9 protein-coding genes and 1 pseudogene are annotated in these 11,587 nt (G+C 40.9%); 6 read left to right on the top strand and 4 right to left on the bottom strand.

Translation table 11 applies throughout. The features are described from left to right. The first annotated feature begins 574 nt into the window (after positions 1 to 574). The 3 genes from ACVBIU_RS20305 (at position 575) to ACVBIU_RS20295 (ending at position 3,726) form a co-directional block, all read left to right on the top strand. Positions 575 to 1,057, top strand: a complete 483-nt coding sequence (locus ACVBIU_RS20305; protein WP_447164626.1) for a VC2046/SO_2500 family protein — start codon at positions 575 to 577, stop codon at positions 1,055 to 1,057. Positions 1,058 to 1,131: 74 nt separating this feature from the next. Beyond that, positions 1,132 to 1,419 (top strand): DUF406 family protein, encoded by a 288-nt coding sequence (locus tag ACVBIU_RS20300; RefSeq protein WP_447161953.1) that lies wholly within the window; start codon positions 1,132 to 1,134, stop codon positions 1,417 to 1,419. A gap of 138 nt (positions 1,420 to 1,557) precedes the next feature. Further along, on the top strand, positions 1,558 to 3,726 hold the full coding sequence (locus ACVBIU_RS20295; protein WP_447161952.1) for a sensor domain-containing phosphodiesterase: 2,169 nt from the start codon (positions 1,558 to 1,560) through the stop codon (positions 3,724 to 3,726). A gap of 6 nt (positions 3,727 to 3,732) precedes the next feature. On the opposite strand, the gene ACVBIU_RS20290 is transcribed toward ACVBIU_RS20295, so the two are convergent. After that, positions 3,733 to 4,212, bottom strand: a complete 480-nt coding sequence (locus tag ACVBIU_RS20290) for a YchJ family protein (RefSeq protein WP_447164625.1) — start codon at positions 4,210 to 4,212, stop codon at positions 3,733 to 3,735. A gap of 23 nt (positions 4,213 to 4,235) precedes the next feature. After that, positions 4,236 to 4,820, bottom strand: a complete 585-nt coding sequence (locus ACVBIU_RS20285; protein WP_447164624.1) for a YybH family protein — start codon at positions 4,818 to 4,820, stop codon at positions 4,236 to 4,238. A 165-nt stretch (positions 4,821 to 4,985) separates the two neighbouring features. On the opposite strand from ACVBIU_RS20285, the gene smrA reads away from it, so the two are divergent. After that, positions 4,986 to 5,576 (top strand): DNA endonuclease SmrA, encoded by a 591-nt coding sequence (gene smrA, locus ACVBIU_RS20280; protein ID WP_447161949.1) that lies wholly within the window; start codon positions 4,986 to 4,988, stop codon positions 5,574 to 5,576. A 106-nt stretch (positions 5,577 to 5,682) separates the two neighbouring features. On the opposite strand, the pseudogene ACVBIU_RS20275 reads toward smrA, so the two are convergent. After that, positions 5,683 to 5,862 (bottom strand): annotated as a pseudogene (locus ACVBIU_RS20275) (M2 family metallopeptidase); the annotation flags it as partial. 329 nt (positions 5,863 to 6,191) lie between these two features. Between ACVBIU_RS20275 and ACVBIU_RS20270 the strand changes: the two are divergent. Both ACVBIU_RS20270 and ACVBIU_RS20265 read left to right on the top strand, forming a co-directional pair. Continuing rightward, the gene (locus ACVBIU_RS20270) at positions 6,192 to 6,839 is read left to right on the top strand and encodes a TetR/AcrR family transcriptional regulator (RefSeq protein WP_447161948.1); all 648 of its coding nucleotides are present in this window, start codon (positions 6,192 to 6,194) and stop codon (positions 6,837 to 6,839) included. Between the two features lie 5 nt (positions 6,840 to 6,844). Further along, complete coding sequence (locus tag ACVBIU_RS20265; RefSeq protein ID WP_447164622.1) at positions 6,845 to 9,127, top strand: acyl-CoA dehydrogenase; 2,283 nt, start codon at positions 6,845 to 6,847, stop codon at positions 9,125 to 9,127. A 230-nt stretch (positions 9,128 to 9,357) separates the two neighbouring features. On the opposite strand, the gene ACVBIU_RS20260 is transcribed toward ACVBIU_RS20265, so the two are convergent. After that, complete coding sequence (locus ACVBIU_RS20260; RefSeq protein WP_447164621.1) at positions 9,358 to 11,484, bottom strand: hypothetical protein; 2,127 nt, start codon at positions 11,482 to 11,484, stop codon at positions 9,358 to 9,360. Positions 11,485 to 11,587 lie beyond the last annotated feature (103 nt).

The raw sequence follows: 11,587 nt of genomic DNA, 5'->3' as shown, positions 1-11,587 counted from the left end.
GGAGAAGGATTCGAACCTTCGAAGGCTGAGCCGTCAGATTTACAGTCTGATCCCTTTGGCCACTCGGGAACCCCTCCTCAATTGCGGCGGCAATAGTAGTCAGAAATATTTCTCCTGTAAAGCCAAAATATGAAATAAACCCTAAAGAACTGACTGTTTGGTTAATTAACTGACAACGAGTTGTTTTACGGATGTATTCTTGCTCAATATGATTATTAATTAGCTCGCTACCAAAACAATCGCTATGAGTTTAAAAACGTATTAGCAAATAAGCAGGGGCAGCAATGAACTAAAGGTAGTTAGTAGTCATGTAACAGCAGTTGAAAAAATAGGCACGATGGGCCTATGACTGAGAGGGGTATCGTACAACGAAGAGTGTTGCTCATGTTTAATGTAATGAATTAGAAGCTCAATGAGCTTACAAGCTGATTGATGAGAAACAAGTAAACCAAAGGCACGATAGATAGTGATTAATGTCATTGAATATCAAAAAATGCCTAAAGTAATGACTCATGTAGTCGATAAAGTTTTAACAATATATTTCAGTGGTTTATTTTTGTGCAAAATGAGTGTTATGCAGGTAACTAGTGCGTTAGTTAACGAATCACAACTTGGTTCGAGGCTAAATCATGCCATCGGTTCAAACCGACGGGGTGAGTTTGGATTATTGCTGTCTATGTTATCTGCCGATGCTCGTGATATGGCGCAATTTCAAACCGATGCGCATCAATCTAGCGATCTTAGAGCTAAATTTGAGCTGCCTGAGCAACAAACACTACTCGCGCGTCTTGATATTGATGACGTCATTGTCGATAACAGTCACGTTCACCAATCAAGTGGTGCGATGGCCTTTCGCCTGGCTAATGTATTGAATGAAGAAGCATTAGTTATTCGAAGAAATGAAGCATTAGAGTTAGAAGAGGTTTTGGCCAATTGTGAGGTGACTACTCGTAATCGATACCAACAAGTCAACTCAAAGCCTAATATTACGTTGACGCATTTTGCCGATCAATTAGTTATGCAACGACAAATGAGTGAATTTATTGCTCAAGCTTGATGATGATCCTGCTCTATTTTGAATTGCTGATATATAATCATTAATTCATATTATCTTAGTAGAGACAAATCAAGATGAAAAATATTCAAAAGGCGCAGTCAAATTTGGTTAATGACACTTGTACAGACTGTGGTAGCTTTGTGGATGTGGGTGCAGTTATCGATGAGTACGATACAGTACTAGAGTTAGAGTTAAACGGTGAAAATTGTGAGCAATTGGCTGAAGAAGTGATTGCAAAAGCACAACAGCGCTTCGAAGGCGTAACTTTTGAAAAGCAGTTACAAGGCCAGAGCGTGAAAATCAACCTAACATTCTCTTTTAGTGCTGAAAAAATGATATTTCAATTAGAAAATGGCTTGTAATAGCTGTAGTTAAACTTGCTGAAATTACGTTAAATCGTGTAACCTAGTACCCTATATTTAGTACCCTATAAAAATAATTTTTTTGCTTTATATTTAAAGCCATTGGTAAGCAATTTGCTTGCCTCATTAGGATGACATGTGAAGAAACATCAATTTCAGCAATTGTTGGAGTACATTGTTAATTCAGAAGCAAAGCAGTTAGGAGATTTTAAAGCCACTGCAGACATTGCCGCTGAGTTACTCTCTCAACAGCTTAATGTTTCAAGTGTAGTGATTTCTGCATTGTCGGCAGAGACAAATACATTAGAGCAAGTTACACGCTTGAGTATGTTGCCTAATGTAGCCACTGACATCCGCCCTAAACCACAATCTTGTTCTAACTTTATTCTTCAGCTCAAAGATGAGCGCCATATCTCTTCAGAAAATGCGCTTGATGATAGTCGACTGGTTGAACTTAAGCCCTATTACCAAGCTCTGGGTATTGTGTCAGTTTTAGAAGTGGCGATTCGAATCAATGGGCATTTAGAAGGCACGTTAAGTCTTGAGCGTACTGAAATTTCAGAGCCATGGCATGATACTGAAATTCAGCTTTGCTCTCAGGTTGCAGACCAACTGGCACTCACACTCGCTACCCAATACGGCTATGACAAAGATGAGCGGTTAACGCTTTTTTTGTCAGCCGCAGAACAATCTGATCAAATTATGATGGTCGTTAATTTAGCAACCGACTGCATTGAGTACGTCAATAAGGCGCACGAGGCTGTAACCAAGGTACCTAAAGATCGCATTCTGGGACGTAAGATTCATTTTTTAGATTTTTTCAAGCAATATCCCGCGTTATCAGATGCTGTGTTGAAAAAAGCCCGTATTGGGGAGAGCTCTGAAGAAGAGGTCAGTCTTGAGCGCCATGACGGTACATCTTACTGGATGCGCTTTTCTGTAAAACGGTTTATCTCTGACAGAGGCAATCATTTTGCATTGGTTAATGCAGAAAACTGCACTGAACAGCACAATCATCAAACCGAGTTGCTCCGTTTAGCCTGGCGCTGTGGACTAACAGGTCTTTATAACCGTACGCATTTTAGCAAAGTACTTAAGAAAGCTCGTGCAGGGCATTTAATACTTATCGATCTTCGAGGCTTTAAGCGCTTTAACGATACTTATGGTCACGCTAATGGCGATATCATGTTAATCGAAGTCGCAAGACGAATGCGCCATTTTGCTGAGATTAACCAGATCTCTGATGTCGCTCGGATTGGCAGTGATGAGTTTGGTCTTTTATTTGAAACTGATCTCGATGAAGTACTTATCGAACAGTTAACAGAACGATTATACAAACAACTTGAAGCTCCGATTACCATAGGCATTGAGCAGATAGAGCCCAAACCCGCGTTAGCACGTGTTGCACTAGCCTCAATTGAACAGCAGTTGTCCTCTTTAACGTGTGCAGATATCGCGCTTCAATATGCGAAAAAAAAGCAAGGTAATGCCATACAGGTATTTAACTCAGCATTGCTGAATGCTTTTAAAGAAGATGCTCAGATAGAAAGAGACCTTGCCGTTGCGATTAAAGGTCGACAATTTGAGCTTTATTACCAACCGTTGAAAGACTTAAAGAAACAATCCTATATCGGCGCTGAAGCATTAATTCGTTGGCACCACCCAAAGAAAGGTGTGCTGTATCCTGGGGCTTTTATTGATATTGCAGAACAAACAGGGCTTATTAACGACATAGGATCCTGGGTGTTAGAAGCGGCTTGTAAACAACTCAATTTATGGCAACGTCATCAAATAGATATCTCGATGCACGTAAATGTATCGGCGAGACAGTTTTTTAGTGGATCATTATTTGAGCAAGTTTGGGAGTTGGTAACACGTTATAGGCTAAAACCGAATAGCCTGATCCTTGAGATCACCGAAACAGAGTTAATGGAAGATATTCGCTCAGCGACTAATTTATGTCATGAGCTGGCAGAATTAGGCGTCGGTCTCGCTATCGATGACTTTGGCACTGGTTATAGCTCTATGCGCTATCTGAAGCAATTTCCGATTAGTAAACTTAAAATTGACCGTTCATTTATATCCGATCTGTCGGTGAGCCATGAGAGCCGTGAAATCGTCAGTGCGATTATCGCAATGGCATCGGCATTAAATATTTCGCTCACCGCCGAAGGCGTTGAAACAAAAGAGCAAGAGCAGTTTCTCGCTAAACACCTGTGTCATCAGGCTCAAGGGTTCTTATATAGCCCTGCGTTACGTGTCTCTGAGTTTGGCCAATTTTTGGAAAAAGCAGCCGCAGTTCATTAAAGCGGATTATTTACCACAGCACTGCTTAAACTTCTTACCACTTTGGCAGATACACTTGTCATTGCGTTTCGGAAAGACCACATCTTTGTGCTCACCTTGCGTGTAATACCATTTCTCATTCTGTTTGATAAAGCTTGAGCATTCATGAATGGCATCCAGTTCATCATCCAATTGATACCAAGCCTGAAAGGTTACTTTACCCTGACTGTCATTTTGCTGACTTGCATCAATCTCTAAGCCCAACCATTGAGGTAGCGGCTCTTGTGCAAGGTTTTGTACTGTAAGCCCATTTAAATAATCGACATGGTGGGTTGCGATTAAATAATCAAATTGCTTTAGATAAAAAGCACTAAATCTTGAGCGCATTAATTGTTCTGGGCTCTGTGCAATTTGCGTTTTTAGGTGAAGTGGCTGGCAACAATCTTGATATACGTTGCCTGAACAGCAAGGGCACAGTTTATCGGTGTCTGAATTAAGGTTTGTCATGGTCATTGATTGTAAGTTACTGGTTACTGTTGGTTGTTGATATTGGTTATTGAGTTTTGGCTTAATGCTGGAAATTGGCGACCATAATAAAGGTTTGGACTTGGCTTGGCATTATAATAAAACGAAGCTTCGGCGCGGTTGTTGGTATCAACAGTCAAATACCACTTACCGTCACTTTTCTTGTTGGATACTCCAACAAACTTACCTGCAAATTCACTGCTTGGCTCTTCGTTATCAATGGGGGGGTGAAAACGAATCAGATAGTAACCGACATCTGTAGCACTCGACCCTTCGATGTTACGTTCGATCACTCTAAAATCGACTTCAATTTTGGCATTCTTATGCTTAATCTTGCCAAAAAAAGTTTGGTAAAGGGCAACAATATTATCGCGTCCTAAAGTAATTTCTTCATCTTGGCTTTCGGGGATGTAGCAGGCATCTTCAGAGTAGATAGACTCCATGATACTTGCATCAAGTTCATTAAAAGCTTCACTAAATTGCCCATAGACGGCGTTAAGTGCTTCGTTATCATCTGCTAAGGCGACTTGGAAGAAACTAAGGTAAAGAGTACAGGTAAATGTGAGTGCTGTTGCAACTTTTTTAAGCATGTATTTGGGCGAAATAATAATATAATGAATATCACTATAATAGATGGTTACTGTGAACTAAAGTACTAGATCTTTACAAGATGTGTAGAATTGGACTGCAAATCAAATCTGCATCTTCACGAGCCTATGTCAGTGTGTTAGGTGAACGCAGTAAATGGGGGATTTATGGGTGAAGAGGAAATGAATCTTTTTCTTCAAGAGATGACAGGTGTTCAGCCACTTAAAAATAATACCAATGCGACAATTGTTGAACAAAAGGTATCGACGCAAGCTCAAGATGCTCGGCGTAAACAGCTTGAAATGAGCGAGCAGTTGGCTAAGTTAACCACAGATATCAATGGGATTGAGCCTATCGCATCGGACGCTATAGTCGAATTTAAACGAGATGGTGTTCAAGAAGCCGTATTTCAACGCTTAAGTCGGGGAGGTTACCCGATTAAACGCGAGATTGAGCTGCAACAGCTAAAGGTAAAACAGGCGAGGGAAGTGTTATACCTGCAATTGCAGCACAGCAGGGATCGTGGTGAGCGCAGCATTATCGTGATCCATGGTAAAGGGGTTAACACCAAACCTATCCCCGCTTTGACTAAGTCTTTTGTTGTGGCTTGGCTTGCGCAGATTGATGAGGTATTAGCATTTCACACAGCCCAAAACCATCATGGTGGTACAGGAGCGCTTTATGTGATGCTGGCTAAATCTGAACAGCAACGAATTGAAACCAAAGAGGCTAATCATAAAGGGGTTAATATCCGCTAGCATTGATTCACTTTCCCGAGAAAAAAGCCATTTTGATGTGAGATAAAATGGTTTTTATTGATCGTGATCTAATACTTTGTCGTGCTTTTAAAAACCTAATTAATCATTAGCAACCACATTGACGGTTAGCGATAGTATTTTGCTCATCTAGCCAGGTTTGCAGTGGGTCAAAGTAATCGAGTACCGCCTTGGGGTCCATTTCTTGAATACCAGTAACAGCTGCCAACGCTTTTGGCCATGGCTTACTCTGACCCATTTCTAGCATGGTGTTCAGTTTGGCTCTCGCTTCTGCACTCTTATCGACTTATATCGGTGCGGTATTACTGTCTGTGTTGTTATAGGCTGCGGTGCTTAGAGTTAATGCTATCAATGCAGAAAACTTAGAAAACTTTGATTACATCGATACCTTTGAAGCTTTCGCTAAGGTCATAACCATCGTTGAAATCCCTTGTTGTTTTTGTGTTGTTTATTTTCTTATTTTGTTGCCAATTAACAGAGGAACAGAATTACCAATTCAATAAGCAGTCTGTTTTTACGATTAAGGGGATTTCGTTTGACAATAAGCAAGCGAATGTTTAATTTAAACGAGTGTTTAAAATAGAAAAAGGCAACGGAATGGCAAATCGCTCCGATACGAAAACAAGAATACTGGATGCAGCGGAAAAATTATTTGCAGAAAGAGGATTTTCAGAAACCTCGCTAAGACTAATTACAAGCAAAGCTGAAGTAAACCTTGCATCTGTTAATTATCATTTTGGCTCAAAAAAAGAGCTGATCAGAGCGGTATTAGCACGTTACCTCGATGTATTTATGCCTGCAGCAGCAGACGCTATTGTTTTGGTTCGTAAAAATAATGCGAATGCATCATTGGATGATATTTTTTCAACGTTAGTTGCACCACTTCTCGATCTTAATGCGCTGAGAAACGAAGGTACCACCACATTTCTTCAGTTGTTGGGTCGTGGTTACATTGAGAGTCAGGGACACCTTCGTTGGTTCATTACTACGCATTACGGCGAGTATCTAGGGCTGTTTGTTAAAGCCGTGGCTGAGAGCGCCCCTCATATTCCTCCCGCAGAGATGTTTTGGCGATTACACTTTACCTTAGGTACGGTTGTTTTCACCATGGCCTCAGCCGATGCGTTAACTGAAATTGCAGAAGCTGATTTTGGGGAGCACAATGATATAGAAGCAGTTATTAGAAAAGTTATTCCGTATTTATCTGCCGGGGTATCGGTCCCACTTACTAAGGATGTAATGTAAAAATTATGGCTACGACATTATTAATACTATTGATTGGCGCAATAGTTGTTGTATTCAGTGTTAAAAATATCAGGATACAGTTAGTAACTCGTCCTGTATTTAGCTTTTTTAAAAAAGTACTACCACCGCTTTCTAATACAGAAAAAGAAGCGATGGAAGCAGGCGATGTATGGTGGGAAGGGGAGCTATTTAAAGGCAAACCTAACTGGCAAGTTCTGCATAGCTACGGTAAGCCGACACTGAGCTCTGAAGAGCAGGACTTTATCGACAATCAGGTAATGACAGCGTTAACCATGATTGACGATTACAACATCGTTAATGAAAGAAAAGATCTGCCACCAGAGCTATGGGACTACTTCAAGAAAGAAGGTTTCTTTGCGCTGATCATCCCAAAAAAGTATGGCGGTAAGGCGTTTTCAGCTTACGCCAACTCTACCATCGTCAGCAAAATAGCCAGTCGCAGTGTGAGTGCTGCAGTAACGGTTATGGTTCCTAACTCACTCGGTCCGGGAGAACTATTAACCCATTATGGCACCAGTGAGCAAAAAGATTTTTGGCTACCGCAACTAGCTGATGGCCGTGCTATTCCTTGTTTTGCATTAACGGGCCCAGAAGCGGGCAGTGATGCAGGCGCCATTCCAGACTCTGGCATTGTGTGTCGCCAACAGTTTAATGGTGAAGAAACACTAGGCTTAAAACTTAACTGGAATAAGCGCTATATTACGCTAGCGCCAGTTGCTGATGTATTGGGGCTTGCATTTCAAATGTATGATCCTGATGGTCTGCTTGGCGAGACAAAAGAGATTGGTATAACCTGCGCTCTGATCCCAACCGATCATGCTGGTGTTGAAATTGGTCGCCGCCACAACCCATTAAATATGGCGTTTATGAATGGCACCACCAGTGGTGAAGATGTGTTTATTCCACTGGATTGGATTATTGGTGGTCCTCAATATGCGGGTCGTGGCTGGAGAATGTTGGTTGAATGCTTATCGGCTGGCCGCGGGATCTCATTACCTGCGCTCTCAACAGCATCAGGTCATATGGCAACCAAGACGACAACAGCATACAGTTTTGTTCGTCAGCAATTTGGTATCGAAATCGGCCATTTTGAAGGGGTACAAGAGGCGTTAGCACGGATTATTGCCAATACTTATCAGCTTGAAGCAGCAAGGCGTTTAACCACAACGGGCATTGACTTAAAAGTTAAGCCTTCTGTGGTCACGGCGATTGCAAAATATCACATGACTGAACTTGGACGTAAGGTCATTGATGATGCGATGGATATCCAATCAGGTAAAGGGATCCAGCTTGGTCCTAAGAATTATTTAGGCTACGGTTACATGGCGCTCCCTATCTCTATTACGGTAGAAGGGGCCAATATTTTAACCAGAAGCTTGATGATCTTCGGTCAAGGCGCAACACGTTGTCATCCATACGTGTTGGCAGAGATGGAAGCCGCTGGCATGAAAGATACCAATGAAGGTCTTGAGCGTTTCGACGATCTACTATTAGGCCACATCGGTTATGCGATCCGTAATGCTTTCAGTGCATTTGCTAATGCGCTAACGGGTAGTCGCCTTTCTCAATCACCCGTAAGTGGTGAAACAAAGCAGTATTATAAAGATATGAACCGTTTATCAGCAGGCTTAGCCCTGATGACTGACGTTTCTATGCTTATTTTAGGCGGCGATTTAAAACGTAAAGAAATGCTTAGTGCCCGAATGGGTGACGTATTAAGTCAGCTATATCTTGGTTCTGCAACCTTAAAGTTATTTGAAGATAATGGTCGTCAGTTTGATGATTTACCTGCAGTTCGCCATGTTATGGCAACGCGTTTGCACTTAGCAGCAAAAGCATTAGATGAAGCGATCCGTAACTTCCCTAACCGTGGTGTAGCCCTATTACTGCGCGCGTTAATCTTTCCGCTTGGAAATCGCTTTAAAGACGCAAGCGATAAGCTATCAATCGTTCTGGTTAACTCTATGAGCAAACCTTGTCCTGCGCGGGAGCGGTTAACCTTCTTGTGTCCAGATTTTGATGGTGACACTGGCGGTATTGCAGAAGTTGAGAAAGCATTTATTGCCAAGCATTCATGCAAAGCTCTGTATAAGAAACTTAAGCAAGCACAAAGGGATGGCAGTTTACCTGCAAAACTACAACCTATTGCCTTATTTGACTCGGCGCTCGAGATCTCCTTGATTAGTTCTGATGAACATCAACAATTAGTTAAGGCGAATGAGTTACGCTTAGCGGCAATCAACGTTGATGACTTTGAGACTCTTTAGTTGAGAGTTGAATGTTGATGTACCCGGTTAGCATTAGCATTTATTGTTAATGAGCTGCCTAATAAAATGCCGCCTTACTATGTACGTAAACGAGTACTTAGTAAGGCGGCATTTTTGTTTTTTAAAAAAGGCTGTGTGCTTTTTGATTGGTAATAATTGAACGCGCTCTATTTCATCGCTATTAACCGTATTTTTTTCTATTTCCTGTTGAGGTCTAAATTCCTCTCTTATTAAAAATATCGGCTTCTAAACGTATTTAACTCTGTGCCTGCTATCGGGGTAAGGGCGTTATCTATCGTGATGAGTTGTTGATACTCTTCTGGCAAGAATTTCTTTATTCTTGCTACCCTAGCGTAATGACTGGCACGAAATTTTGGGTAGAGCGAGATAAGTTTTGGCAAACTCTCGTGTAACTGACCATTTTCAGAGCTAAGCTCTAATAGTAAGTCGAGGGCATCTAATCCATATTTATCTGAATTTAATTTAAAATTGTTGTCGACTAAAAATTGGATAGCTTGTGGTGAGTGTAAAGCCGCAGCCATAAATACATCATTTCCTGATTGGTCTATTATCGAAAAATCAAAACCTTGATGTAATAAGTCTTGCCATTTTTCAATTGGAAGAGCTTTGAGTGGGAGTAAATTTGATGGCATTTGAGGAGAAATTCTTACATTCCATGCTGACAGGAATTCGATATCGACATGAAGTATATAATGAAATATGGCATCTGTTTGTGATTGTGTCAGTGGAGTTTGCTCATTGTATTCAAGCGCTTGCTCTGTTTTTCCGTCTGCTAATAAACGTTTGAACCTATCACTAGAGTCTGAATTTAATGGCGCACGTTTATAGTTAAGTTCAAGCTCTTGCCAAATACCGACAAGTACAGGATCAATTTCATGTAGTCGTTCTTTTATGTGCTCGGGATCCTTCTTTATCTCATCAATGATGTCATAGGCCCTATCCCTTCCTTCAAAACTTTGTTCAGCAAGTAACTGCTGCTTTACTGATGCGCATTGCTCTGACTTTCGCTTCATTGTCATTTGTTTATTTTTTGCTTCAACAATGGCAAGCGAGATAACGGAGTCATCTACCTCACGCTGTTTTACATTAAAGCTTTTATCTATGAGGGGGATGCTATTAAGAAGCGATTTTAACTTAGCATTAGAAACCATGTCGCTATGAAAGAAACCTTTGGGCGGCGGGCTAAAGCTTATGCCTGTGCCGTTCAGGCTAATACTACCGTGGGCTTTATAACCTTGAACTTTCAGGTAACTCAGCGTGTCGAGCATTTTATTTGCATCGGATTTGAGTTTAATGTACTCAGCATCACTACGGGGCAAATTCAATATGGCTATGTCCATTGCTGTTAATATGCCTGGCTCATTAATCGGTTTAACACCGTATTTGTTGAGTAACGCTAATGCATCAACATTAAAATTAGCGACTGCAATATCAGCTAGATTTTCATAGGTATCGAATTGCCCTTGAGCAAAAATAGGAAAGTCAGTTAATGATTGTGTTTGCTCAAGCAACGGAAATAAGTATTCGGTCGCCATATTATTTTTTAATGCCACCGCGACGTCGTTGACAGTAAATGATTGCAAGGTCACTACTTGCTTATATTCTTCTAGGTTAAGGTATTCAGCAGTTAAGATAAATAGAATTGATGGTGATAAAACAGCGCTGTCGGCAATATAAAGGGGAGACTCTAAATAGGTTGTAAAATTGTCTGTATTATCAAGTAGGGCATAGATATCTGCTTTGTTTATATCTTGCGCTAAGGATATCGACATACCCAGCCCATGTTGTTCATTCTCTAATGGCTTTAGTGCTGTAACCAACACATCAATAGTATCGACATTAACCCCTTCAATGACCGACATTCCACTCCAGTCTTTTAAAATGGAGCTAGCTCGAGTGATAGAGTACTTGTTTTTTTCGATATTGATTTTAGCTTCAATTAGCAAGTCCTGATAACTATCGTAGAATGTTTGGTATTGACTCTGAAAGGAAAGCAGTTCGCGTTCAGTTTTACCTTGCCTCAACTCTTGTTCTAGTGCTGCAATTATCCCACTGTGGACATCAGTAACTTGCTCGCTAAAGTTGTGGAATCGTTTTTGGCATTGAGCGTGCGCAGAAGAAAGTTGCTGTAGCTTAGTTTTTTGAAAGGTTTTATTCGAAAGGGGGGCTTTAATCGTTTGCTGCTGAACAGTTATTTCATTAATGCTCACCGGTGTGGAAATTGTTGGGCTAATATTTTGTGCCAGTTTTTTCTCGCTGCTATCACGGCTATAAACATAATAGCCGCCGATGATGCTTATCGTGACACATGAGATAACCAGTAATTTCCATTTCATTATTCAACTTATTCCTTGTTGGCTTACTATCTGTGATTTGCTATCTGTGATTTGCTATCTGTGATTTGCTATCTGTGATTTGCTATCTGTGATTTGCTATCTG

Source organism: Shewanella sp. 30m-14, assembly GCF_052977125.1.
This window is presented reverse-complemented; position numbering and strand designations above follow the sequence as displayed.